Raw genomic sequence first — 24,271 nt, 5'->3', positions numbered from 1 at the left:
TCGGCGCTTCGCCGTTCCGGCCGGTTGGTCCGGGCGGCTCGCTCGCGCAGCCGGCGTTCAGCCGCGTTGCCGGCGTTCAGCCGCGTTGCCGGCGTTCAGCCGCGTTGCTTGGCCACGAAGTCGCGCCACTGCTGCTCGAGCTGCTCGCGGCTGATCCCGAGCACCTCGCGGGCCACCGAGTCGACCTCGGACATGCGCAGGAACCCCTCGTAGAAGGCGAAGAGCTTGTCCTGCCCGTACGTCTCGGCGATCATCCGGCACGCGAGCCACCCGCCGATGTAGTTGCGCGGCTCGGCGTAGAACTGCTCGTTGCTGGGCAACGTCTTGATCTGCAGGTCCCCGAGCGCGGCCCGGATGCCCGCCGGGTTGTACTTGCCGTCCTTGTAGGCGACGTACTCGGCGAACCCCTCCACCACCCACCGCGGCGTGTACGGCCCGGTGACCGGCCCCATCGCCGCGTGCGTGAACTCGTGCGTGAGGTCGTGCTGCAGCTCGGCCGTCGGCGCGCTGAGCTCGGTGGGGTTGAACACGACCCGCGTGGTCGCGTACGCCTTGTGTGACGACCACTCCGCCACCGAGTCGTAGTACGGCACCGCGATCGCCGCCACCTGGCCCACCCGGTCCTGCGACTCGGCGAAGTACGTGTCGAAGATCTGCTTGTCGGTGACCGCCGTGATGAGCACCTTCCCGTCCCACCCGCCGGGCCGCACCTCGGCCACCCGCCGCAGCCCGGTCTCCGCCATCTGCAGCAGCGCCTGCCCGCCGTCGGTCTTGGACACCACCGCGACCACCCGATCGCTGCGCACGATGCTGATCGCCCCGCTGGAGTCCCACGGCTGCCCGAGCGCCCCGGTGGGCATGTCCCTGCCGCTCCCGTTCCCGGCGATCACCCAGCGCCCCGCGGCGTACCCGAACACGGCCAGCCACGGCGTCGCCACCGCCCGGCTGTCCAGCCCGTCGATCCGGTGCCGCACGGTGACCGCCACGACCTTCACGGCCGCGTGGTACCGCTGAAACAACTCCTCCGGCAGGTACACGGCCATCTTGGTCGCCGGCTGCGCCGTCCGCTCGAACCGCAGCTCCGCGAACGGCATCCTGATGAGATTCTCGAACTCCTGCCGCTGCCGCTTCGCGAACGCCGCGTCGCTCTGGTCGACGTCCGCCATCCACGCGTCGAGGCTCTTGCTCCGGATCGCCGCCGTCCGCCGCTCCAGCACCGCGTCGACGGCCTTCCCGCCGACCTCGTCCCGGACGTCGACCCAGGCGACCCCGGACGGCGCACCGCCCCCGCCCCGCAGCGCCCAGGCCGCCGCCGCACCCCCGCCGAGGGCCACCAGCATGCTGACCACGAGCAGCGTGGAGAGAATGACCCAGGCGTAGCTGCGCCGGGGCTGCGGCGGCAGCGCCACTCGCCAGCCCGGCCCGGGATATGGCAAGCCCACCCCGAGCGCCGGAGACGCCTGCACCCCGGGTGACACGGCAACGCCGGCGACGCCAAAGGGCGACGGCTGCATCGGCGCAGGCAGGTGCGAGGACGACGACGGTTGCCCGGCCGGGGGCGGCTGCAATGGCGACGACGGCAGTGGTTGCCCGGGCGGCTGTGGCTGCGGTGGCGCGGGCGGTTCGACCACCTCGGCTGATTCGGCTGGTTCGGACGGGCCGTCGGCGGGCGCAGGTGCGATGTCCGGCGTTCGAGGCGGCTGGACCTCGGCGGTGACGGCGGCAGGTGCCGGTTCAGCGGCCGGCGATCGGGGCTGCGTGACCTCGGCGGCGACGGCAGGTGCAGGCGCTGGCGTGGCGTCCGGCGATGGGGCCGGCGCGACCTCGGCGGCGGCGGGGGTGGTGGCTGGCGTGGCGTCCGGCGTTCGGGACGACGGGACCTCGGCGGCGGCGGGGGTGGTGGCTGGCGTGGCGTCCGGCGTTCGGGGCGACGGGACCTCGACGGTGTGGTCCGGGTCGTCGGCGATCGGGGCGGCGGTCGGTTCGGGGAGGGTCACGTTGCCTGCCGACGTCGGGGAGCGGAATCACATCCTCCGTCAGCCCGCGCGGCGTTGTCGAGACTGGCGCAGGCCCCGCGGGAGCGCTTGGCGGCGGGCGTCGGCGGAAGTTTGCCGCCGCGGGCAGGTTTGGCCGACTCGGTCCGGGGTCACCCGTTCGAGTGGTAAAGGGGAGGTTGGGGGCGGTGAGGGCTACACGGTCTTGCATTTTGCATGTGCATGTTTGAGGATCTGGATGTTCTCGTTACCGAGCGTCGCAGCGCCCGAACCCCCCGGTTGCGTGCTGACAAGGGGTCCGCGCGGTCGGGTGAACGGGCGGGCGTCCTCTTGTCGACCGGTTGGGCCGGTGAGGGCGCCCGCCCCCAATGCCAGATGGACGAAGCCCGCACGAGAGGCGATGAAACCGTGCACTACTCGCAGACTGCCGCCGACCGCCTGGCCGCGGCACAGCAGGTCGTTTCGCTTCACCTTCCCTCGCTCTCGGGGGAGTTCTGTGCCGCCTGCGGGCATCCGTTCCCGTGCGCGTTCCGGCGGGCGGCGGATGCCACGCTCGAGGTCTACGGGCGGCTTCCCCGGCGCCTGCCCGGGGCCACGCTCCGGGCTGCTGGGGTGCGGCTGGGGCCGCTCCGGCGCGTCGAGGTGCCGCGGTGGGCCGGCGGGGCCGCGGGGCAGGCCGTGGAGACGACCGGGCGCCACGCCCGGACCGACGGTTACGACGTCCGCGGTGCCGGGAAGGGCGCGGGGACCTCGGGTCGCTGGCTGCGTGAGGGCTGGCCGTGGCCGGTCAATCGGGAGCCGGAGGCGCGGCCGGGCCGGGCGGTCGGGGTGGCGCGGGTGACGGGCGGGGCGCACGCAGCATCTGCAGACGAGTGCGGACGGCGGCCTCGGTTCGTCCCAGTTCAGCGGTCAGGGTCTTGACGCTCGCGCCCTGCTCGACGCGGGTCACCAGCAGGTCCAGGTCTTCCGGGGCCCACGGGCGGCCCGCATTGGGCGGGCGGGTGTCCGGCGGCGGCCACGATATCGGGACCCGCTGCGGCGGCGATGGCGGCGGGCCGGACGGCAGCGCCTCGTCCAGGAGCGAGCCGAAGAAGGACTCCTCCGGGGGCGGGGCGCGGAAGGCGCTCAGGGTCGAGGCGAGCAGGCCGCCCACGTCGGCGGCGTCGGCGGCCGGGATCTCGGCGACCAGCTCGGTGATCGCGTAGCCGTCGGACCAGCCGGTCAGGCGGAGGTGCACCACGCCGCCGTCGCAGAAGGCGGCGGACTCGTAGTTTCGGCGGCCGTCCAGGAGGTCCAGGGTGAGCGTCCTGTTCATGGGCCGAACCTACGGGCCGGGTCTGACACTTTTTGGCGGCGGTTACTTTGCGTCTAGGGCGAGTGGCGAAGGGTAGCCACGGCGGGTGGAGGCCGGCTGCTTCCACGGCTCGTGGATCGCCTTGCCCGGGATATCGGCGAGCTCGGGGACGTAGCGGCGCACATAGTCGCCCGTCGGGTCGAAGCGCTCGGCCTGGCGCAGCGGGTTGAAGCGCCGGTACGGCTTCGTGTCGTTGCCCGTGCCGGCGACCCACTGCCAGTTGCCGTAGTTGTTGGCCACGTCGCCGTCGAGGAGCAGGTCGTAGAAGTGGTCGCCGCCGGCCCGCCAGTCCAGGTACAGGTGCTTGGTCAGGTAGGAGGCGGTGATCAGCCGGGCGCGGTTGTGCATCCAGCCCTCCTGCAGCATCTGGCGCATGCCGGCGTCGACGATCGGGACGCCGGTGTGGCCCGCCTTCCAGGCCTCCAGCGCGTCGGGCTCGTCGCGCCAGCTGTCCTCGGCGCCGGGGCGGTACGGGCGGCGGCGCAGGTCGGGGAAGGCGGACAGGACCTGGTGGTAGAAGTCGCGCCAGCACAACTGGCGCACGAAGGGCTCGGCGCCCGCGTGGCCGTCGACCCGCGCCACCAGTTCGCGCGGGGACAGGCAGCCGAAGTGGAGGTACGGGCTCAGCCGCGACGTGCGGTCGGCCGCGAGGTCGTCGTGGTGGTCGCCGTACGACTCCAGGTGCGTCAGCCAGGACGAGAGCCTCTCGCGGGCCGCGGACTCCCCGGAGACCGCGTCCGGATCACCCGTCGCGAACCACGACTTCGGCATGTCCTCGGGCAGCGAGATCCGCCGCGGCGCGCCGTGCACCTCGCGCAGCGACGAGGCCTGCCAGGCGCGGTAGTAGGGGGTGAACACCTTGTAGTGCGAGCCGCCACCGCCGGGCCGCAGGGAGCCGGGCTCCGCGATGGTCACCCCGGGAAACTCCCGGAAGGCCACGCCCTCGGCGGCGCAGGCCGCCGCCAGCCGCTGGGAGCGGGCCCGGGCGAACCCGCTCACGTCGGCCGACATCGCGATGCCCGCGGCCCCGACCTGCTTGGCGACCCGCAGCGCGCAGTCCACCGGGTCCCCGCGCAGCGTCACCAGGTCGCCGCCGCGCTGTCGCAGCGAGGAGGCGAGGTCCGAGAGGCACCCGTCGAGGAACGTCCGCCGATTCGAGCCGGCGGGCAGGGAGGGGTCGTGCACGAACAGCGGCACCACGTGCTCCGCCGCTCGCACGGAGGCGGCCAGCGCCGGGTGGTCGTGCACCCGCAGGTCGCGGGTGAAGAGCACGACGGCGACCTTCATGCCGCGGTGCCCCGCAGGTCCAGCACGCCGGCGTCGTCACGCTGGCGGGGAATGTCCAGAACGTCGGCCGGGGCCGAGGGGCGCGCGAGCACGCAGGACAGGGCCACGGCCAGCTTGCGCCAGGTGGGCACCGCGGCCCGGCGGGCGAACACGTCGTAGTCCTGCGCCTCGATCTCGGTGAGGATCCCGCCGTACAGCCGGTACGCCGCCGTCATGCACGCCTGCGAGGCGGGCGCCAGCATCGGGATTCCCGGCGCGGCGAGGGCGTAGTGCCGCCTGGCCAGGCTCACGAAGTACCGAATCAGGCTCTTGATCTTCGGGGAACTGCGGCGCGCGGCGCGGGCCTGCTCGAGGTCGGCCCGCGAGACCCCGAAGGCGCGCAGGTCCTGCTGCGGCAGGTAGATCCGCCCCCGCTGCAGGTCCTCGGCCACGTCCCGGATGAAATTGGTGAGCTGGAAGGCCAGGCCCAGCTGGCGGGCGGGCTCGCGGGCGGCCGCGCGATCGGAGGACTCCAGGATCGGCAGCATCATCGTGCCGATCACCGCCGCCGAGCCCTCCATGTAGAGCAGGAGGTCGTCGTACGTCTCGTAGGAGGTGACGGTCAGGTCCATCGCCATGCTGTGCAGGAACTTGCGGAAGTCCTCGAGGTCGATGTCGAAGACCTGAATGGTGTGCAGAACCGCGGGTAGGAGCGGGTCGCCTGTGTGCCCGCCGCGCAGGCCGCGCAGGAACTCGGCCGACCACGCAGCGAGCTCGTCCGCGCGCTCCTGCGGCGTCGCGCCGCCCATGCGGTCGACGATCTCGTCGGCGTACCGGGTGAATCCGTACAGCGCGTGCACGTGCCGCCGCTTCCACTTGGGCAGCAGCTGCGTCGCCAGATAGTAGGTGCGCCCGTGGTATCGGTGCAGTGCGCGGCACCGCTCATAGGCGGCGGCTAGGGGCGCGTCCATCTGACCTCCCGGTTCGCGGCGAATCGACGCAGCAATCGACGCAAGGCCGAGCCTACGCTACGCTTCCTCCTTGAGCCACAAGAAACGCTGGCCGACTGAGCCACAGGAAACACGGAAGGGGCCGCGATGCGAACCGTGAGTGGCCCTACGGACCGCGTCGTCGTGGTGGGCGCGGGACTGGGCGGGCTGGCCGCGGCCATCCGCCTCGCCGCCGCGGGCCGGTCGGTCACGCTGCTCGAGCGCGAGGACCAGCCGGGCGGGCGGGCCGGGCGGCTCGTCGTGGACGGCTACGAGTTCGACACCGGGCCCACCGTGCTGACCATGCCCGAGATCCTCGCCGACCTGCTCGGCACCGTCGGCGAGGACCTGAGCGCGTGGCTGCCGATGACGAAGCTCGACCCGGCGTACCGCGCCCACTTCCCCGACGGCAGCACGCTCGACGTCATCGCCGACACCGCCCGGATGGCCGGCGAGGTGGCGCGGGTCTGCGGATCGCGGGAGGCCGACGGCTACCTCCGCTTCGTCGACCACGCCCGCGAGCTGTGGGCGCTGCAGCGCGACGACTTCATCGACCGTAACCTCGACCGCCCGCGCGACCTGGTCACGGCCAACCTGTGGCGGCTGGTCCGGCGCGGCGGCTTCGGGCGGCTGCAGGCCAAGGTCGACTCGTACTTCAAGGACCCGCGCACCCGCCGGATCTTCTCCTTCCAGGCCATGTACGCCGGCGTCGCCCCGCATCAGGCCCTGGCCCTCTACGCCGTCATCGCCTACCTCGACTCCGTCGCCGGCGTGTACTTCCCCCGCGGCGGCATCCACGCTGTCCCGCGGGCGCTGGCCGGGGTGGCCGAGAAGCACGGCGTCGAGATCGTCTACGGGGCCGAGGTCGAGCGGGTGGAGGCCTCGGCGGGCCGGGCGACCGGGGTGCGCACCCGCGACGGGCGCCGGTTCCCGGCCGACGTGGTGGTGCTCAACCCCGATCTGCCCGTGGCGTACCGAGACCTGCTCCCGCCCACTCGGTTCCGCAGCCCGCTGCTGGGGCGGCTGCGGTACTCGCCGTCCTGCGTGGTGCTGCACGCGGGGTCGACGCAGGGGTACGGCGCCATCGCCCACCACAACATCCACTTCGGCCGGTCGTGGCGGGAGACCTTCGACGAGGTGATCGACCAGGGCCGGCTGATGAGCGACCCGTCCCTGCTGGTGACCAACCCGACGCGGACCGATCCGGCGCTCGCCCCCGAGGGCCGCCACGCCTATTACGTGCTCGCGCCGACGCCCAACCTCACCGCCCGGCTGCTCGACTGGCGGGGGCCGCTGGCCGGCATCTATCGCAGCGAGCTGATCGAGACGCTGGAGCAGCGGGGGTACGTCGGATTCGGCGCCGGCCTCGAAGTGTCCCGGTTCGTCACGCCGGCCGACTGGGCCGACCAGGGCATGGCCGTCGGCACCCCCTTCGCGGCGGCGCACACGCTGCGCCAGACGGGCCCCTTCCGGCCCGGCAACCTCCACCCCACACTGTCCAATGTGGTCTTCGTCGGGTCGGGCACGCAGCCCGGCGTCGGCGTGCCGATGGTGCTCATTTCCGGTCGCCTCGCGGCGTCCCGCGTCACGGGGGAGTCCTGATCATGTCTCGGGAACAACAACTGGTCGAGCTGGTCGCCACCGACGGCACCGCGTCCGGCAGCGCGACCGTCGAGGACGCGCACCGCGCGCCGGGCCGGCTGCACCGCGCGTTCTCGGTGCTGCTCTTCGACCCCGACGGCCGCGTCCTGCTGCAGCAGCGCGCCGCCGTGAAGACCCGCTTCGCGCTGCGCTGGGCCAACGCCTGCTGCGGCCACCCCGGGCCGGGCGAGCCGGTCGTCGTCGCGGCGGCCCGCCGGCTCGACGAGGAGCTGGGCGTGTCGGCATCGCTCGAAGAGGTCGGGGTGTACCTCTACCAGGCGGCCGACCCCGACAGCGGACGGGTCGAGTTCGAGTACGACCACGTGCTGGTCGGCGCCTACGCCGGCCCGGTGCGCCCCGACCCCGCCGAGGTGGCCGAGACGGACTGGGTGCTGCCCGCCGAGCTCGAAGAGCGCCTCCGCCGCTTCCCCGACTTCTACGCCCCGTGGCTCGCCGGGGTGCTCGACGCGTGGCGGTCGTCGCAACGATGAGCTTCTCGGCGGGGACCGTGGCCCGGCGGCTCGGCGTCGCCGTCACCACCCTGCGGACGTGGCACCAGCGGTACGGGATGGGCCCCTCGCTGCACGAGCCCGGCCACCACCGCCGGTACACCGAGCAGGACATCCAGCGCCTCGAGGAGATGCAGCGGCTGATCGTCGAGGGCGTGGCCCCGTCCGAGGCGGCGCGCTGGGCCCGCCGGCGCGGCGACCACGCGCGACTGTTCGAGGCCACCGCGGGCGCCGACACCTCGGCCGCCGTGCGGGGCCTCAACCGGGCGGCGCTGCGGCTGGACGCGCCGGCCGTGCGCCAGCGGGTCGCCGAGGCGGTCCGGGAGCTCGGGGTCGTCGCTGCCTGGGATTCGGTACTGCGCCCAGTGCTCGCCGGCATCGGCGAGCGGCACGCCGCCACCGGCGGCCTCGTCGAGGTCGAGCACCTCGTCTCCGGCTGCGTCTCGGGAGTGCTCGGCGCCGTGCCGCGCCCGAGCGCCGGCCGCCCGGTGCGCATCCTTCTCGCCTGCGCCGACGACGAGCAGCACAGCCTGCCGATCGAGGCCCTCGCCGCGGCGCTGGCCGCCGACGGGGTGCCGGCCCGCTCGCTGGGCGCGCGCGTGCCGCCCTCCGCGCTGCGGGCCGCCATTCGCCGCACCGGCCCGTCGGCCGTCCTGGTCTGGTCCCACCTGCGCGTCACCGCCGCCCCGGAGCAGCTGGAGGCCGTCCTCGCCGAGCGCAACCGCCCCGTCGTGCTCGCCGCGGCCGGTCCGGGCTGGCATCGACCGTCCGTACCATCGGGCGTCGTCTTTCCGGACAGCATTACCGAGGCGCTGATGCTTCTCACATCCGCACTCACCTAGTTACCTGCGTAGAAGTACCTTGCGGCGGTACTCCCGGGTTCGTGCCATGGGCTGAACGCGGGAGGTTGCATGCGCCCAGGAATCACTAGCGTGTGGCTTTGTCGGAAGAAGCTCAAAGACCCCTCGGAGCCACCTATGTTTCGCACGCGACTCGCGCTAGGAGCAGTGATCAGCGCCGCCGTCCTGGCCCTCGCCGGCTGCGCCAGCCACACCTCCTCCGGCGCTGCCTCGTGGCACGCGACCGGCTCCGGGTCCGCCCCCGGCGACGGCGGGCAGGGCGGCGGCGACCCGGGGGCACACCCCTACGTGGGCGCCTCGACCGCGGCCGCGGCCAAGCCCGAGGCCAGCGCCTCGGCCTCCCCGTCCGCATCGGCCTCGGAGTCACCGTCGGCTTCGGCGTCGGCCTCCGCGTCGGCCTCGACCACGGTCCCGGTCCCCGGCGACGGCATCATCCGCACCACCGGCTCGGCCGCGGTCGCCCTCACGTTCGACGACGGCCCCGGGCCGGACACCCCGAAGATCCTGCAGATGCTGCGCCAGCAGGGCATCAAGGCCACGTTCTGCCTGATCGGTGTCAACGTGCAGGAGTACCCGCAGTACGTGCAGCAGATCGTGCAGGATGGCCACACGCTGTGCAACCACACCTGGAAGCACGACGAGAGCCTCGGCAAGAAGTCGGCCGACACCATCCGCAACGACCTGCAGCGCACCAACGACGAGATCCACAAGGCCGTGCCGGACGCCCCGATCAAGTACTTCCGCCACCCGGGTGGCAACTTCACCCCGCTGGCCGTGCAGATCGCCTCCCAGCTGGGCATGGAGTCCATCGGCTGGAGCGTCGACCCGTCCGACTGGAACATCAAGAAGTGGTCCGGCCAGCAGATGACCAACCACATCGTGTCGAACGTGAGGAACAACACGAAGCCCGGCTCGATCGTCCTTTCCCACGACGGCGGCGGCGACCGGAGCGCCACGATGGCGGCCTACAAGACTCTGCTGCCGGAGCTGAAGGCCAAGTTCACGCTGGTAGCGCTGCCTGTCTGAGCCGGCGGGGCCCCTCCGCCACTCCACTGACGGATACTCATTTGGAGAACGCTGGAGGGGTCACGTATGCTCTGAAAGCCTCCGGCGGGGCCGGATGGGAGCAACACCGTAAGGATCGCAGAGTATGCGATGATTGCGGGGCCGCCCTCATCGTCTAGCGGCCCAGGACGCCGCCCTTTCAAGGCGGTAGCACGGGTTCGAATCCCGTTGGGGGCACGTGTAAGTGAGCTAGGTCCTGTGGAGCAGTTGGAGTGCTCGCCGCCCTGTCAAGGCGGAGGTCGCGGGTTCAAGTCCCGTCAGGACCGCGTTACCCACCTCGGGTGGGTTGCTCTGGGCAGGTAGCTCAGTCGGTACGAGCGTCCGCCTGAAAAGCGGAAGGTCGGCGGTTCGACCCCGCCCCTGCCCACAAGTCCTTCGCCGGGCTTCGGAAACCCTGACCAGCGGAAACGCGGTCGGGGTTTTCTGCTTTCGGGGTCTGCGCGTTGACCGCCGTTACCGGGTTCTGACCCCCCGTTGGTCGGCGCTAGTTGCACGTACGTTGCGCGGCGCCCAGTGGCTCACTGCGCCCACCCTCTGGGGAACGGGCCATCCCGTCCACCCTCTGGGGACGGGCCGCGAGGGGCGGTACTACAGGTGCCACCGCCCCGTCGGTCGCCGCGCATGCCGTGCGGGGCACAGGGGCCGTGTCGACGGCGCCACCGTTGCGGGGGTCGATGTCGACCGTGCCGGTGGATGGCGAGCAGGCCGCGCGGGTGCGCGGTGACATCTGGCTGCACCACGAAGGTGGGCATGGGCAGCTTCGGGGCTTTCCGCGCGCCGTCCTGTCATGTACTTTCTAAATGGAAAGTACATGACAGGAGAGCGTCATGCGTGAAATGGCAGGAGACCCGGCAGCGCTGGAGCGGCTGCGGGTGCAGCGGAGCCGCCTGGCGGACCGGATGCGGCCGCCGTGGTGGTACCTGACCGGTGGCGCCGTTCTGTGGGCGCTGGTCTTCGCGGTGCCCTTCATCTCGCGGTACCTTCCGCGGGTTGGCCTCTGGCCCTTCGTGGTCGCCGGATTCGCGTTGGCAGGGCTGCTGCAGTGGGGCCTGGTCCGGGCCACCGGCATATCTGTGGGAATCCCGGACCTCACCTATCGCCCGGGCCGTCCCGCACGGATCGCGATGCTCGTGTTGAGCCTCGCCGTCCTCGTGACCGAGCACTACCTGATCGGTCGCGGCCTGCTCGTAGCCGCGGCCGTGCTCGCGGCCGTCGCGGTCGGGGCAGGGGTTGTCAGCGTCCAGGCCACTCTGCGGGGGATCCGCCACCACTTGCGAGTCGGCGGAGGGGCGGCGTGACCGCCAAGCCGGACCCGCTCATCCACCCGATCACCCGGTTGTCGATCTGCGGGCTGCTGGCGGCCGGCGCGGACTGGGTCGAGTTCGCCGCGCTGCGCGATGCGGCCGGGATCAGCGACTCGGTGCTGTCGAAACAGTCCCGCGTGCTCGAAGACGCCGGGTACGTGGAGGTCCGCAAGGGCGCGATCGGCCGGAGGCCGCGCACGTGGTTCCGGCTCACCGCGGAAGGGCGCCAGGCGGTGGAGGGCCATCTGGCCTGGCTGGCCCAGTTGGAAGAGACGCTCTCCGCCAGCGCCCGGGACGCGCGGCAGGCGACGCCCCTCCCGGATGATCCCGACCAACCGATGCCCCTGCTGGGCAGCAGCTGAGCTGGTTCTGACCTGCGTGGACCATGCGAGATACGACAGGCCCCCGGCTGGAGGCCCGCCTGCCGGGTTCTCCCGATTCCAGATCTGTCTGTGGAACCCGGAGCGCGAGCTGACCGCCGAGTATCTGGCGACGCTGTCGACAATGTTGGGTCATGAACTCCGGGTCATCCACGCCCACCCCTGAGCCCTCCGTACGCCGTCGGTCACTCCCGGCAAGCGGGCCGGCGGCAATATCGCCGCTATCGAAGCTTCGATGTAGCTACCGGACATACTGGCTTTGTGATCGTTGTTGGTGGGGGTTCTGGGCAGGTTGGCGGGCGGGTTGGGCGGTTGCTCACGGTGCCCCACGTGCTGCTCGTCCGGGATGCCGGCAAGGCGCCCGCGGGGGTGCCGGTGCGGGTGGCGGAGTACGCGGACACCGCCGGTATGACCGAGGCGCTTCGCGGGGCCGGGACGTTCTTCCTCGTGTCGGCGCGGGAGGATCAGCATCGGCTCGCCGCGCATCGCAGTGCGGTTGACGCGGCGGTGGCGGCCGGGGTGCGGCGGATCGTGTACCTCTCGTTCTTCGGGGCCGCGGCCGACTGCACGTTCACGTTCGGGCGGGATCACTGGCACACCGAGCAGTACATTCGCGACTCCGGGCTTCGGTACACGTTTCTGCGCGACAACATGTACCTCGAGATGATTCCTCGGCTGGCCGGGGCGGACGGGGTGATCCGGGGGCCGGCGGGGGACGGGCGGGTGGCCGCTGTCGGGTACGACGACGTCGCCGCGGCCGCGGTGGCCGTGCTCGAGGACCCGGACGGGCATGACGGGCGGACGTACGACCTCACCGGGGGTGAGGCGTTCACGCTCGCCGAGGCGGCCGGGGTGCTCGGGCTGCGGTACGAGCACGAGACGGTCGAAGAGGCGTACGCCTCGCGGGCGCATTACGGGGCGCCGGCGTTCGAGGTCGACGGGTGGGTCACGACGTACACGGCGATCGCGGCCGGGGAGCTGGCAAGAGTCAGCGGGGACGTGGAGCGGCTCACCGGGCGGGTGCCGAAGCGGCTGGCGGAAATTGGCGGGTGACGCCCGGCGGCCGCGACATAGCATCGGGTGCATGCCTGATACCGAGCGTATACCGCAGCGCCCCACTCTCGACGGTCTCGAGGAGAAGTGGGCGGGCGTATGGGAGGTAGAGGGCACGTACCGCTTCGACCGCACAGCGCCGCGGGAGCGGGTGTTCTCCATCGACACGCCGCCGCCCACGGTGAGCGGGCCGCTGCACGTCGGGCACGTGTTCTCATATACGCAGACCGATATCGTGGCGCGTTTTCAGCGTATGCGCGGGCGGGAAGTGTTCTATCCGATCGGGTGGGACGACAACGGGCTGCCGACCGAGCGCCGGGTGCAGCTGACGTTCGGCGTGCAATGTGACCCTACGTTGCCGTACGACCCCGAATTCCAACCGCCGGAGAAGCCCGGCGCCGAGCGGGTGCTTGTCGGGCGGCGTAACTTCGTGGAGCTCTGCCAGCGGCAGACCGACATCGACGAGCAGTCCTACGAGCGCCTCTGGAAGCACGTGGGGCTCAGCGTGGACTGGACGCTGCTGTACACCACCATCGGCGACCGCGCCCGGGCGACCGCGCAGCGCGGGTTCCTCAACAGCCTGGCCCGGGGCGAGGCGTACCCGCTCGACGGGCCGACGCTGTGGGACGTCAGCTTCGGCACGGCGGTGGCGCAGGCCGAGCTCGAGGACCGGGAGCGGCCCGGCGCCTGGCACCGGATCAGGTTCGGCGACTTCTACGTCGAGACCACCCGGCCCGAGCTGCTGCCGGCCTGCGTGGCGCTGGTGGCGCACCCCGACGACGAGCGCTTCCAGCCGCACTTCGGCACGACCGTGCGCACGCCGGTCTTCGGCGTGGAGGTGCCGCTGCTCGCCCACGCGCTGGCCGACCCGGAGAAGGGCAGCGGGCTGGTGATGGTGTGCACGTTCGGCGACCTGACCGACGTGACCTGGTGGCGCGACCTCGACCTGCCCACCCGCACCGTGATGCAGCGCAACGGCCGGCTCGGGCTCAAGGCGCCCGACGGCGTGGACGAGGACGCCTACGCGCCCGTGGCCGGGCTGACCGTCAGCCAGGCGCGGGAGAAGATCGTGGCGCTGCTGCGGTCCTCCGGCGAGCTCGACGGGGAGCCCCGGCCGGTCAGGCACGCGGTGAAGTTCTACGAGAAGGGCGACCGGCCGGTCGAGATCGTGGCGACCCGGCAGTGGTACATCCGCAACGGCGCCCGCTCGCCCGAGCTGCGCGAGACGCTGCTGGCCCGGGGGCGGGAGCTGCGGTGGACGCCGGAGCACATGCGGGCCCGCTACGAGCACTGGGTCGAGGGGCTCACCGGCGACTGGGTGATCAGCCGGCAGCGGTTCTTCGGGGTCCCGATCCCGCTGTGGTACCGCCTGGACTCCGACGCCAACCCGATCTACGACGACCCGATCGTGCCGAAGTCGCTCCCGATGGACCCGAGCAGCGACACGCCGCCGGGCTACGAGGAGATCGACCGCGGCCGGCCGGGCGGCTTCATCGGCGACCCCGACGTGATGGACACCTGGGCGACATCCTCGCTAACCCCGCAGATCGCGGGCGCCTGGCTCGACGACCCGGACCTGTTCGAGCGGGTGTTCCCGATGGACATGCGCCCGCAGGCGCACGAGATCATCCGGACCTGGCTGTTCACCACGGTGCTGCGCTCGCACCTGGAGCACGGGGCGCTGCCCTGGCGCAACGCGGCGATCGCCGGCTGGATCCTCGACCCGGACCGCAAGAAGCTGTCCAAGTCGAAGAACAACGCCCGCGACGACGACAGCCCGGAGGCGCTGCTCGAGCGCTTCGGGGCCGACGCGATCCGGTACTGGGCCGGCAGCGCCCGCCGCGGCGTGGACACCGCGATCGACCCCAACCAGATGAAGGTGGGCCGCCGGCTGGCGGTGAAGCTGCTCAACGCGAGCCGGTTCGTGCTCGGCTTCGGCGGCGCGCCCGAGCCGGACAAGGTGACCGAGCCGGTCGACCTGGCCCTGCTGGCCGCGCTGTCGCGGGTGGTGTCGGAGGCGACGGCCGCGTTCGAGGAGTTCGACTACGCGCGGGCGCTGGAGGTCACAGAGCAGTTCTTCTGGACCTTCTGCGACGACTACGTGGAGCTGGTCAAGGCGCGGGCTTACGGCGAGGCGGCACCCGCCGAGGTGGACTCGGCCCGGGCGGCCCTGGCCGTGGCGCTCTCCACCGTGCAGCGGCTGTTCGCGCCGTTCCTGCCGTACGTGGCCGAGGAGGTCTGGTCGTGGTGGCAGGACGGCTCGGTGCACCGCGCGCCGTGGCCGGCCGCGCTGCCCGAGCCGCTGCCGGCCGGCGACCAGGCCCCGCTGCGGCTGGCGGCCGAGGTGCTGGGCGCGATCCGGCGGGCCAAGTCGGCCGCGCAGCAGTCGATGCGCGCCGAGGTGGCCCGGCTGGAGGTGGCCGGTCCGGTCGCGACCCTGGAGCGGGTGCGGGCCGACCTCACCGCGGCCGGCAACGTGCGGGACTGGGCCCTCGTGGAGGCGGCGGAATTGTCGGCTACCGTCACGCTGTGATGGAACTCCAAGCCATCGGGGTCCAGCACCCCGCGGTCCGGCAGGTGCAGCACATCCAGAACAACACCGCGCCGAACCGCTACAAGCTCTTCGTCGCCGAAGGGCTGTGGGCGCACAACATGCTGCTGGAGTCCGGGGCCCCGATCGACACGTTCTTCTGGTGCCCGGAGGCGATCTACGCCGACGAGGCGCGCAAGCGGGCCGAGGAGATCGCGGAGCGGGCCGAGCGCTCGTTCCGCATCTCCCCGCGCACGCTGGAGAAGATCTCCGAGCGGGACAAGCCCGACGGCCTGCTGTCGCTGGCCGCCCTGCCCCGGTGGGAGCCGCGGGACCTGCGCTTCCAGCGCACGGCGCTCGTGCTGGTGGCCGACGGGGTGGAGATCCCGGGCAACCTCGGCACGCTGATCCGCTCGCTGGATGCCTGCGCGGCGGACTGCCTCGTGCTGACCAACCGCAAGACCCGGCTCACCCATCCGAAGGTGATCCGGGCCAGCCAGGGGACGATTCTCACGGTACCGACGCTGGAATTCGAAACCGTCGAGGAAGCGTGCGGGTGGCTTGCCAGCAACCGCTTCACCGTCCTGCTGGCCGACACCGACGAGGCGGTCAACTACCGCCAGGCCGACTATGGCGGGCGGACCGCGCTGGTGGTGGGCAGCGAGCGGTACGGGATCGCCAAGGACTGGTACGGCCGCGGATTCCAGCGGGTCGCCGTTCCGATGCTCGGCTCGGGCGACTCCCTCAACGTGTCGGTTTCCGCATCGGTACTGCTCTACGAGGCCCGAGCGCGAAAGTCCCGCTGGTAGCCGGTCCGGTTTGCGCGAAATGTCGGGCGCTGGCGCGCCACGACATTTCGGACTTATAACCTGACAGGGTATAAGTCAGATAAGTCGCGGCGCGGAGCGCCCGACTTATCGTTTTTGAGGCATTCTCGCGATCGGCGGAAGTGACCCGGCCCGTGAAAAGTGCTCGCAGCCGACGAAGAGAGGGCCGGCCTACGAAGAGCGCTCGTGGCCGGCAAGGAGCGCCCAGCCCGCGGAGATTGCTTGCGGCCGGCAGGGGGTGGCCGGCCCGCGGAGAGGTGCTCGCGGCCGAGGCGGAGCTGCCCGGTCCGCGCAGAGCGCTCGTGGCCGGCCAAGGAGCCGTCCAGCCCGCAGAGCCGTGCTCGTGGCTGACATGGAGCCGCCCGGCCCGCGCAGAGTGCTGCGCGGGCCGGGCGGCTGTGGTTCGGGCTACTTCGGCTGGGTCGCCTGGCCGCGCAGCGAGATGGCCTGCAGGAAGATGTCGCCGATCTTGGCCGGGTCGGCCGCGACGAACGTGCCGCCGCCGATTGCGTCCGTGATCTGCTTCATCGCGCCCTCGTTGACCTTGTTGCCGATGCCGATGAGGATCACCTGGATCGGCTTGGCCGGGTCGGCGACCTTCTTCAGCTCGGCGATCAGCTGCTCCAGCGAGAGGCCGCCGGCCGGGTCGTCGTTCTCGCCGTCGGTCATGACGATGATCGAGTTGATCCGGCCGCTCTCGTACCCTTCCTGCACCGTCTTGTAGGCGGCCAGGATGGTGTCGTAGAGGGCGGTGTCGCCGTTGCGCTTCGGAGTGATGCTGCTCAGCGCCTGCAGGCACTGGGCGCGCTGGCTGACCAGCGGGCCGATCGGCACCAGCTGCTTGTAGTCCTTGTTGCCGTCCATCAGCGTGGAGAACTCCCACACGCCGAGCGACCACGAGTCGTCGAAGAGGCTCATGCCCTTGCGTGCGGCCTCCAGCGTGACCTGCATGCGGGTCGCGTTGCCGGCGGTCGGCACGGGCTCCAGCATCGAGCCGGAGACGTCGATGACGGCGAGCATGCGGGCCGGCAGCGTGATCGCCTGCCACTTGGTCAGCAGGCCCTCGATCGTGGCGGCGTCGGGCAGCGCGTTGGCCGCCGCGGCCGCCGGGGCGGGGGCGTTGCTCGGGTTCTGGAAGCCCTTGCCGGTCGAGCCGTCGGCGGCGCGCAGCCCGATCGCGCCGAGCTTGTCGTGGAAGTCCTGGGTGTCGAAGGACTTGAGCAGCTCGTTGGCGATGCTTGCCTTGTCGGAGCTGAGCACCACGGCCGGGTAGTCCAGCGCGGGCGGGGACGGCTCGGCGTAGATGGCGGCGAGGCGGACCGGGGGCTGCACCGCGTTGTACTGGATGACCGCCTGCTCGGACAGCGGCGCGACGGTCAGGCCGCTGCTCAGCGTGGCCGGGTCGCTGCTGCGCGGGAACTTCTGGATCAGGTCGGCCCGCACCGAGGAGCGGCCGGAGGCCAGCGCCCGCAGGGCGGCCGTCGCGACCTGGGTCGCCTGGGTGGCGTTGCCGCCGCCGGCGGCCTGGGCGGCCGCGGCCAGGGTCAGCAGGCCGCCGAGGCCGGTGGAGTCGCGGCTGGGCTCGACGATGCCGACCTTGACCTTCTGGTCGGTGGCCACCTTGGTGATGAGGTCGGGGTACGTGATCTTCTTCTCCGGCCAGCCGAAGGTGGTCGCGATCGGCTCCGGCATGGCCAGCACGACGGGGCTGTGGGCGATCGACTTGGCGTCCTGCGGGATGCCCTGCGCGTTGACGGCGCGCAGGCGCTGCAGCCACAGCGACGAGTCGGCCACCCAGACGTCCGGGACGCGGGTCTTGCCGTTGGCCTGCCCGACGCCGGTCAGCGCCTTGCCGGCCTTGCCGGCCAGCGCCGCCGACACGTCGGCCGGGTCCTCCTCGAAGACCTCGATGTCGACGCAGTTGCCGTTGAGCTTGGCCTGCGCGGACCAGTCGCTCGCCTGGGCCTTCAGCGCGGGCGCGATGTCCGCCGGCGCGCCGATGGACAGCTTGGCGGCGTTGCCGCAGGACGGCTGGGAGTATTTCCGGAACGCATACCAGCTGCCGGCGAGGATCACGAGCACGGCGACGGCGGCGGTGCCCAGCTTCAGAGCTCCGCCCGACGACCCCGCTGAGCGGTGGCGACCTTTCACGGCTCATATCCTCCGGACCGGCGGCCTTCGCGGCCTTGTACCTTCGGTTGAAAATCACTGACGGTACGCATCCCAACAAACGAACGCCTAATCTACAAGGCGGCGAAGAATCGTAGTTACGCGAACACGGTTCGCGATCGGGACCGGACAATCAGCCGCAACGCGGCATTCCGCGCGCACTTAAATCTGCCTTAATCGATCGACAGCGTGCCTGGCCGGTCGCGCATCGTCACCAGCAGTGGGCGGTGGTCGGAGAACGGCATCTCGGGACTGGAGACGCCGAGGACCCGTGGCAGCCGCTCGATGCCGCGCGAGTCGGCCAGGACGTGGTCGAACTGCACGCGCGGGGCCGGCGAGGGGTACGTCGCGACGCTTCCCAGCCGGTGCCAGCCCGAGACCAGCCGGGGAAGGCGGCCGGGCAGGTTGAGGTCGGCCAGGAGCACCCGAGGCGCGGGCAGGTCGCGCAGCGCGCGGCGCACGAGGTGCAGCTGCCGGACGTTCCAGCCGGGCACGAACGACAGGTGCGTGGTGGCGACCGTCACGCGCCCGGCCGGCGTCGCGACCACGGCGGCGACGAGCACCCGGGGCTCGTCGTCGAGCAGCAGCAGCCGGGCCCGGCGCGGCCCCGGGATCATGATCGGGGCCCGCAGCGGGGCGGCCGGCAGGCGGGTGACCCGCCACTGGAGCACCGGGTAGCGGCTGACCAGCGCGATCCCGTAGTGCGGCTCGGGGCCCTCGTGGTCCTCGTCCGTGGCGGCCCGGAAGGCCTCGCCGGGCGTGCCGACGACGGCGGGGACGAAGAGCACGTGCCCGGCGCCGAGCGCGTCGGCGGCGATGCGGGCCAGGTCGGCGTGGCCGCTGCGGGGCTGGGCGCGGTCGACCTCCTGCAGGCCCAGGACGTCAGCGTCGAGGCCGGCGATGGACGTGGCGATCCGGTCGTGATCCACCCGGCCGTCGGCCAGCGAGCGCCCGTGCATCAGGTTGAACGTGCCGAGCCGCATACCGTCATTGTCGTCGTTTGATCTTGGCTACCGCCGCCCGGGCGATGGTCTCGGTCTCGGCCCGGTCCACGCCGGGCTGCCCGAAGTGCACGAGCGTGCAGGTCGTCGGCCCCACCCGCACGACCACGAGGAAGCCGCTGAGCCGGAACGCGTCGTCGCCGGTGCCGCCGTCGGCGTTCATCGAGAACACCTGCTCGGCGTCGCCGAGCCGGGGGAAGTCGGTGACCGGGGCGACCGTGACCGCGGTGGTGGTGCCGTCCGCGTCGGTGTCCGTGAAGCTCCCGCACTTGCCGCCGAGCTGTGAAACGTCCGAGTCGTCGGACAGTTCCTCGGCCAGGAAGGGCCCGCCGCCGCCGGCCTCGAAGCGGGCCGACTCCGCCGCGGTCGGGCCGGCGCCCTCGCTGAAGTAGTTGAGCAGCGCGTCGCAGCCGGGGACGCTGGGGCTGCTCGCGGTGCTGACCTCGGGCGCCGCGTCGGGCGGGCTGACGCTGTAGCCGTCGGGGAGGTCAGCCGCGTCGAGCAGGGCGCTGGCGGTGGCCATCTCCACCGTGGGAGCCACCTTGGGGCCGGTGCCGCCGCCGCAGCCGCCGGCGACGAGCGCGGCGCTCACGATGGCCAGCAAGCGGTACATAGGCGCATCATCCCCGTTTCCGCGGAGAAATCCGGCTGAACGGGGGAATCGGGCCGCTACGCCGCGACGGTCGGCTGGGAGCCCTGGCGCAGCGGGGTGCGCTTGCCCGTGGCCAGGTCCACCGCGGTGACCCAGGAGCGGCCGTTGCGGGCCGCGGTCAGCACGCCGGTGTGCTCGCCCGCGTACACCATCTCCCGGTCGTCGGCCTTGCCCACCCGGTGCCGGTTGGCCCCGCTGGCGTCGGCCTCGGTGACGGCGAACGTGGTGCCCTCGGTGGTGTAGCTGGTCCAGGTCACCTTCCGCCCGTCCGCGCTCCAGGCCGGCACGACGCCGAAGCCGCTGGTGCCGTTGCCGCCGCCGCCGTACACGTCGATGGCCCGCTCCCGGCCGGTGCTCACGTTGCCGATGCTCAGGCAGTTGTCGGCGATGCTCTCGCACTCGCCGCCGCGGAAGGCGATCTGTGTGCCGTCGGGCGACCAGGCCACGGCGTCGTCGGTGCGCAGCCGGTCGGCCAGCGTGACGGCCGGCGTGGTGGAGCCGTCGGTGGGGGCCTCCATGGCGTAGCCGACCTCGGGCGCCGCCTGCTCGCGGCACTCGGCCGGGAACAGCGGCTGGGAGGACTTGCCGCCCTCGACGCCGACCCGGAACACGCCCGGGCCGCCGGTGCAGGACAGCGCCGAGTAGGCGATCCACTGCCCGTCCGGCGACCACGACGGCCCGCCGGCGGTGCGGTCGCTCACCTGGTGCTTGTTCTCGCCGTTGGCGCCCATGACCCACACGGTGCCGTTGTGGAGGTACGCCAGCTTGGTGCCGTCGGGCGAGAACCGCGGGCGGGCGTTGACCTCGTCCTCGGTGAGCCGGACCTCGTCGGCGCCGTTGCTGCGGTAGATCACGCCGTCGCGGACGTAGGCGATCGGCTTGCCGCCGACGGCGGCGGCGTGGGCGGCCTGGGCGCCGAGCGCGGTGGTGGCGAGGCCCGCCAGGGTGGCCAGCCCGGCGATCGTCAGCGCCTTGGTGATCTTCGTGCCGTTCATGCTTGCCCCCCGCTGTGCCGTCTCGTCCGTGCGACGCCGAGACCATCGGCGCAACCTTGTCGCACCTGAACGGTTCCCCGACGGGAACTTGTGGTTTTTCCGCCATTCGGACATATATCCACGGAATCGGTCAAACGCCCGCGCGCATGCCCGAAATATCCGCTTCCAAAAACATGCACTCATAGTGCACACTTCTCGGGACGGTGTCTCACGCGCGAGGATCGAGATCGTGACGAACACAGAACTGAACCGCGTCGCCATCGTGACCGGCGCGGCCCGCGGCATCGGGGCCGCCACCGCCATCCGGATCGCCGCCGACGGGCACGCCGTCGCCGTGCTGGACCTCGACGAGGGCGCCTGCAAGGACACCGTCGAGCGGATCACCGCGGCGGGCGGGCGGGCCCTGGCCGTCGGGGCCGACGTCGCCGACGCCGAGGCGGTGGCCGCGGCCGTGGACCGGGTCGCCGCCGAGCTCGGGCCGCCGGTCGTGCTGGTCAACAACGCGGGCGTGATCCGCGACAACCTGCTGTTCAAGATGACCGACGCCGACTGGGACACGGTCATCGGCGTCCACCTGCGCGGCGCCTTCCTCATGAGCCGGGCGGCCCAGGCGCACATGACCGCGGCCAAGTTCGGGCGGATCGTGAACCTGTCCTCGTCCTCGGCCCTGGGCAACCGCGGGCAGGCGAACTACTCGGCGGCCAAGGCCGGCCTGCAGGGGTTCACCAAGACCCTCGCGATCGAGCTGGGGCCCTTCGGCGTGACCGCCAACGCGGTGGCGCCCGGGTTCATCGCCACCGACATGACGGCGGCGACGGCGGCCCGGATGAAGGTCGACTTCGAGACCTTCCAGAAGGGGGCCGCGGAGCAGATCCCGGTGCGGCGGGTCGGGCGGCCCGAGGACGTCGCGCACACGATCTCGTTCCTGGTCAGCGACGGCGCCGGGTTCGTCTCCGGGCAGGTCATCTACGTGGCCGGCGGGCCACTCGACTAGGAGGTTTCCTTGAGCACAGCGGACCACACAGTCGACCTGGCCCGCGAGTTCCTGGCCGGCCACGACCCGGCCGCCATGGAGCCGCTGGAGTTCCTGCGGGCGCGCTTCGACGCCGGGCTGGCCTGGGTGCAGTACCCGCCGGGGCTCGGCGGCCTGGGGCGGCCGCGGGCCGAGCAGCCCCCGGTGGACCAGCTCTTCGCCGAGGCCGGCGCGCCCGACAACAACCCGCGCCGCATCGGCATCGGGCTGGGCATGGCCGCGCCGACGATCCTGCGCCACGGCACCGACGAGCAGCGCCGGCGCTGGCTGCGGCCGCTGTGGACCGGCGAGGAGGTGTGGTGCCAGCTCTTCAGCGAGCCGGGCGCCGGCTCCGACCTCGCCGGCCTGGCCACCCGGGCGGTGCGCGACGGCGACGAGTGGGTGGTCGACGGGCAGAAGGTCTGGACGTCGATGGCGCACGAGGCCCGGTGGGCGATCCTGATCGCGCGCACCGACCCGGCGGTCCCCAAGCACCAGGGGCTCACCTACTTCGTGCTGGACATGGCCGCGGCGGGTGTGGAGGTACGACCGCTGCGGCAGATCACCGGGGAGGCCGAGTTCAACGAGGTCTTCCTGACCGGCGTGCGGATCCCGGACGCCGACCGGCTCGGCGGGGTCGGCGAGGGCTGGGCCGTCGCGCAGACCACGCTCATGAACGAGCGGGTCTCGATCGGCGGCTCGGCCATCCCGCGCGAGGGCGGCGTCATCGGCGTGGTCGCCGACCTGTGGCGCAAGCGGCCCGAGCTGCGCTCGCCGGCCCACCACGACGCCCTGCTGCGGCTCTGGGTCGACGCCGAGGCGGCCCGGCTCACCGGCGTGCGGCTGCGCCAGCAGCTGGCGGCGGGGCAGCCCGGGCCGGAGGGGTCGGCGTCGAAGCTGCTCTTCGCGCGGCTCAACCAGGAGATCTCGGCCCTGGAGCTGGACCTGCTCGACGAGGAGGGCCTGCGCCACGACGAGTGGACCATGCGCCGTCCCTCGGTGGTGGACTTCGCCGGGCGTACCGCGGGCTACCGCTACCTGCGGGCCAAGGGCAACTCGATCGAGGGCGGCACGTCGGAGATCCTGCGCAACATCGTGGCCGAGCGGGTGCTCGGCCTGCCGCCGGAGCAGCGGGCCGACAAGGACGTCGCGTGGAAGGACGTGCCGAAATGAGCGATCTGCTGTACAGCGAGGTCGAGGAGGAGCTGCGCGCGTCGGTGCGCTCGCTGCTGCGCGACCGCGTCGACCTGAGCCGGCTCGAAGGTCCGGAGCCGGTCGACCTGAAGCTCTGGCGCACGCTCGCCGCCGACCTCGGCTTCGCGGGCCTGCCGGTGCCCGAGGAGTCGGGCGGGGCCGGGGCCTCCTGGCGGGAGACCGCGGTGGTCATGGAGGAGCTGGGCCGCACGGTCGCCCCGGTGCCCTTCCTGGGCAGCGCCGTGCTGGCCACCGCGGCGCTGCCGGAGGGCGACCCGCTGCTGGCCGAGCTGGCCGGTGGGGCGCGCACCGCCGCGCTGGCCGTGCCGCTGTCCACCTGGGACGCTCCGAAGTGGACGGTCACGGCCCGGGACGGCGCGCTCGACGGCGAGGTCACCACCGTGGCCGACGCCCTATCCGCGGACGTGCTGCTGGTCCCCACCGCCGAGGGGCTCTTCGCGACGACCGGGGACTTCGCCCGCACGCCGGTCGTCTCGTTCGACCTCACCCGGCCCGTCGCCGACCTCGCGTTCCAGCGGACCGAGGCCCGGCTCGTGGCCCCGGACGCCGGCGCGGCGGTCCGCCGGGCGCTGCTGGCGGGGGCGGTCATGCTCGCGTCCGAGCAGCTCGGGATCGCGGAGTGGTGCCTGGCGACGACGGTGGAGTACGCGAAGACGCGCCGGCAGTTCGCCCGGGCGATCGGCTCGTACCAGGCGCTCAAGCACCGGCTCGCCGACCTGTGGGTGGCCATCACGCAGGCGCGGGCGGTCGCGCGCTACGCGGCCGACTGCCTCGCGCGCGGCGACGCGGACCTCGAGGTCGCGGCGTCGCTGGCGCAGGCCTTCTGCTCGCCGGTGGCGGTCAAGGCCGCCGAGGAGTGCGTGCAGCTGCACGGCGGCATCGGGTTCACGTGGGAGCATCCGGCGCACTGGTACCTCAAGCGAGCCCGCGCCGACGCGATCGCGCTCGGCTCGGCGGCCAAGCACCGGGCCCGGCTGGCCGGCCTGGTCGACCTCCCGAGCTAGATCAGCAGGCGGGTGAGGGTCTCGGCGACGCACACCGGCTTGTCGTGGCCCTCCCGCTCGATCGTCGCGCGGTTCTTCAGCTGCACCCAGCCCTCGCCGAGGTCGTCGGCCACGAGGAGCTGGACGCCGGCGCGCACCCGGGAGCCGGTCGGCAGCGGAGACGGGAAGCGGACCTTGTCCAGGCCGTAGTTGATGCCCATCCGGACGCCTTCCACGCGGTACACCTGGGAAACCAAGGTCGGCAGGAGCGACAGCGTCAGGAAGCCGTGCGCGATCGTCGTGCCGAAGGGCCCGGCCTTGGCGCGCTCGGGGTCCACGTGGATCCACTGGTGGTCGCCGGTCGCGTCGGCGAAGAGGTCGACGCGGTCCTGGCCGATCTCCTGCCAGTCGCTGTAACCGAGGTGCTCGCCGACCGCGGCCAGCAGCTTGCCGGCGTTCGCAAACGTGCGCA

General features: G+C 72.3%; 21 protein-coding genes and 3 tRNA genes. 15 read left to right on the top strand and 9 right to left on the bottom strand.

The window, feature by feature from the left end:
• Window positions 1-95 precede the first annotated feature (95 nt).
• The 4 genes from ABD352_RS04200 to ABD352_RS04185 all read right to left on the bottom strand — a co-directional run bounded on the left by ABD352_RS04200 (window position 96) and on the right by ABD352_RS04185 (window position 5,585).
• Entirely contained in the window at window positions 96-1,442 is a 1,347-nt protein-coding gene (locus ABD352_RS04200) for a hypothetical protein (protein WP_344610837.1), read from the bottom strand.
• Between the two features lie 1,339 nt (window positions 1,443-2,781).
• The gene (locus ABD352_RS04195; protein ID WP_344610836.1) at window positions 2,782-3,309 is read right to left on the bottom strand and encodes a hypothetical protein; all 528 of its coding nucleotides are present in this window, start codon (window positions 3,307-3,309) and stop codon (window positions 2,782-2,784) included.
• Between the two features lie 42 nt (window positions 3,310-3,351).
• Window positions 3,352-4,635: a cryptochrome/photolyase family protein gene (locus ABD352_RS04190; protein ID WP_344610835.1), complete on the bottom strand. Its 1,284-nt coding sequence runs from the start codon at window positions 4,633-4,635 to the stop codon at window positions 3,352-3,354.
• A complete protein-coding gene (locus tag ABD352_RS04185) occupies window positions 4,632-5,585 on the bottom strand; it encodes a phytoene/squalene synthase family protein (RefSeq protein WP_344610834.1) in 954 nt (317 codons plus the stop codon). The genes ABD352_RS04190 and ABD352_RS04185 overlap by 4 nt, the downstream gene beginning before the upstream one ends.
• 126 nt (window positions 5,586-5,711) lie before the next feature.
• Here ABD352_RS04185 and crtI point away from each other — a divergent pair, with 126 nt between their 5' ends.
• From crtI to ABD352_RS04125, 12 genes are all read left to right on the top strand, one after another.
• Window positions 5,712-7,205 carry a phytoene desaturase family protein gene (gene crtI / locus ABD352_RS04180; RefSeq protein WP_344610833.1) on the top strand — a complete coding sequence of 498 codons (1,494 nt, stop codon included), beginning with the start codon at window positions 5,712-5,714 and terminating at the stop codon, window positions 7,203-7,205.
• Window positions 7,205-7,735, top strand: coding sequence for an isopentenyl-diphosphate Delta-isomerase (gene idi, locus ABD352_RS04175; protein WP_344610971.1), 531 nt, complete (start codon window positions 7,205-7,207; stop codon window positions 7,733-7,735). The genes crtI and idi overlap by 1 nt, the downstream gene beginning before the upstream one ends.
• Window positions 7,732-8,595 carry a MerR family transcriptional regulator gene (locus ABD352_RS04170; protein ID WP_344610970.1) on the top strand — a complete coding sequence of 288 codons (864 nt, stop codon included), beginning with the start codon at window positions 7,732-7,734 and terminating at the stop codon, window positions 8,593-8,595. Before idi ends, ABD352_RS04170 begins: the two co-directional genes overlap by 4 nt.
• Before the next feature lie 135 nt (window positions 8,596-8,730).
• Window positions 8,731-9,639: a polysaccharide deacetylase family protein gene (locus ABD352_RS04165; protein ID WP_344610832.1), complete on the top strand. Its 909-nt coding sequence runs from the start codon at window positions 8,731-8,733 to the stop codon at window positions 9,637-9,639.
• A gap of 143 nt (window positions 9,640-9,782) precedes the next feature.
• A tRNA-Glu gene (locus ABD352_RS04160) sits at window positions 9,783-9,855 on the top strand.
• A gap of 15 nt (window positions 9,856-9,870) precedes the next feature.
• Window positions 9,871-9,944: transfer RNA gene (locus tag ABD352_RS04155), tRNA-Asp, on the top strand.
• A gap of 27 nt (window positions 9,945-9,971) precedes the next feature.
• Window positions 9,972-10,045 (top strand) — tRNA-Phe (locus tag ABD352_RS04150).
• Window positions 10,046-10,505: 460 nt separating this feature from the next.
• Window positions 10,506-10,976 (top strand): hypothetical protein, encoded by a 471-nt coding sequence (locus tag ABD352_RS04145; protein WP_344610831.1) that lies wholly within the window; start codon window positions 10,506-10,508, stop codon window positions 10,974-10,976.
• Entirely contained in the window at window positions 10,973-11,344 is a 372-nt protein-coding gene (locus ABD352_RS04140; RefSeq protein WP_344610830.1) for a winged helix-turn-helix domain-containing protein, read from the top strand. Before ABD352_RS04145 ends, ABD352_RS04140 begins: the two co-directional genes overlap by 4 nt.
• Window positions 11,345-11,623: 279 nt before the next feature.
• Window positions 11,624-12,415 carry an NAD(P)H-binding protein gene (locus ABD352_RS04135; RefSeq protein ID WP_344610829.1) on the top strand — a complete coding sequence of 264 codons (792 nt, stop codon included), beginning with the start codon at window positions 11,624-11,626 and terminating at the stop codon, window positions 12,413-12,415.
• A gap of 31 nt (window positions 12,416-12,446) precedes the next feature.
• The gene (gene valS / locus ABD352_RS04130; protein ID WP_344610828.1) at window positions 12,447-14,948 is read left to right on the top strand and encodes a valine--tRNA ligase; all 2,502 of its coding nucleotides are present in this window, start codon (window positions 12,447-12,449) and stop codon (window positions 14,946-14,948) included.
• Window positions 14,948-15,754: a TrmH family RNA methyltransferase gene (locus ABD352_RS04125; protein WP_344610969.1), complete on the top strand. Its 807-nt coding sequence runs from the start codon at window positions 14,948-14,950 to the stop codon at window positions 15,752-15,754. Before valS ends, ABD352_RS04125 begins: the two co-directional genes overlap by 1 nt.
• Before the next feature lie 426 nt (window positions 15,755-16,180).
• Here ABD352_RS04125 and ABD352_RS04120 read toward each other — a convergent pair whose 3' ends face one another.
• The 4 genes from ABD352_RS04120 to ABD352_RS04105 form a co-directional block, all read right to left on the bottom strand.
• Complete coding sequence (locus ABD352_RS04120) at window positions 16,181-17,923, bottom strand: VWA domain-containing protein (protein ID WP_344610827.1); 1,743 nt, start codon at window positions 17,921-17,923, stop codon at window positions 16,181-16,183.
• 191 nt (window positions 17,924-18,114) lie between these two features.
• Window positions 18,115-18,924, bottom strand: coding sequence for an endonuclease/exonuclease/phosphatase family protein (locus tag ABD352_RS04115; protein WP_344610826.1), 810 nt, complete (start codon window positions 18,922-18,924; stop codon window positions 18,115-18,117).
• A gap of 4 nt (window positions 18,925-18,928) precedes the next feature.
• Entirely contained in the window at window positions 18,929-19,555 is a 627-nt protein-coding gene (locus ABD352_RS04110) for a hypothetical protein (protein ID WP_344610825.1), read from the bottom strand.
• A 56-nt stretch (window positions 19,556-19,611) separates the two neighbouring features.
• The gene (locus ABD352_RS04105) at window positions 19,612-20,589 is read right to left on the bottom strand and encodes a TolB family protein (protein ID WP_344610824.1); all 978 of its coding nucleotides are present in this window, start codon (window positions 20,587-20,589) and stop codon (window positions 19,612-19,614) included.
• A 229-nt stretch (window positions 20,590-20,818) separates the two neighbouring features.
• On the opposite strand from ABD352_RS04105, the gene fabG reads away from it, so the two are divergent.
• Genes fabG through ABD352_RS04090 form a run of 3 tightly spaced genes read left to right on the top strand, consistent with a single transcriptional unit; the run spans window position 20,819 to window position 23,820 of the window.
• Window positions 20,819-21,583 carry a 3-oxoacyl-ACP reductase FabG gene (gene fabG, locus ABD352_RS04100; protein ID WP_344610823.1) on the top strand — a complete coding sequence of 255 codons (765 nt, stop codon included), beginning with the start codon at window positions 20,819-20,821 and terminating at the stop codon, window positions 21,581-21,583.
• 9 nt (window positions 21,584-21,592) lie between these two features.
• The gene (locus tag ABD352_RS04095) at window positions 21,593-22,774 is read left to right on the top strand and encodes an acyl-CoA dehydrogenase family protein (protein ID WP_344610822.1); all 1,182 of its coding nucleotides are present in this window, start codon (window positions 21,593-21,595) and stop codon (window positions 22,772-22,774) included.
• Window positions 22,771-23,820: an acyl-CoA dehydrogenase family protein gene (locus ABD352_RS04090; protein ID WP_344610821.1), complete on the top strand. Its 1,050-nt coding sequence runs from the start codon at window positions 22,771-22,773 to the stop codon at window positions 23,818-23,820. The genes ABD352_RS04095 and ABD352_RS04090 overlap by 4 nt, the downstream gene beginning before the upstream one ends.
• On the opposite strand, the gene ABD352_RS04085 is transcribed toward ABD352_RS04090, so the two are convergent.
• On the bottom strand, window positions 23,817-24,271 hold a 455-nt coding region (locus ABD352_RS04085; RefSeq protein WP_344610820.1), incomplete at its 5' end, for a MaoC family dehydratase. The genes ABD352_RS04090 and ABD352_RS04085 overlap by 4 nt on opposite strands.

Source organism: Dactylosporangium salmoneum (assembly GCF_039532525.1).
In the GTDB taxonomy this organism is placed as follows: domain Bacteria; phylum Actinomycetota; class Actinomycetes; order Mycobacteriales; family Micromonosporaceae; genus Dactylosporangium; species Dactylosporangium salmoneum.
The sequence above is the reverse complement of the archived record's forward strand: the minus strand, read 5'-3'. Positions and strand labels throughout refer to the sequence as shown.